Annotated in this window: 1 pseudogene; it reads right to left on the bottom strand. The window is 68.0% G+C overall.

Annotated elements, in window-relative coordinates:
• Positions 1–231 (bottom strand): annotated as a pseudogene (locus ACWJ6R_RS38375) (cytochrome P450); the annotation flags it as partial.

Raw genomic sequence — 231 nt, 5'->3', positions numbered from 1 at the left:
GGGATGCCCATCATGTCGCAGATGATCTTCAAAGGGAGCCGGGCGGCCACCTCGGTGACGAAGTCGCACCCGGGACCCCCGGCGATGAGGGCGTCGACGATCCGGGTGGCCTCGGCCTGGACGTCGGCCTCGAACCGGCCGATCATCTTCGGGGTGAAGGCCCGGGACACGATGCGCCGCAGCCGCGCGTGCCGGGGATCGTCCATGTTGATCATCGAGCCGAAGTACTCG

It is taken from the genome of Planomonospora algeriensis, from assembly GCF_977012225.1.
This window is presented reverse-complemented; position numbering and strand designations above follow the sequence as displayed.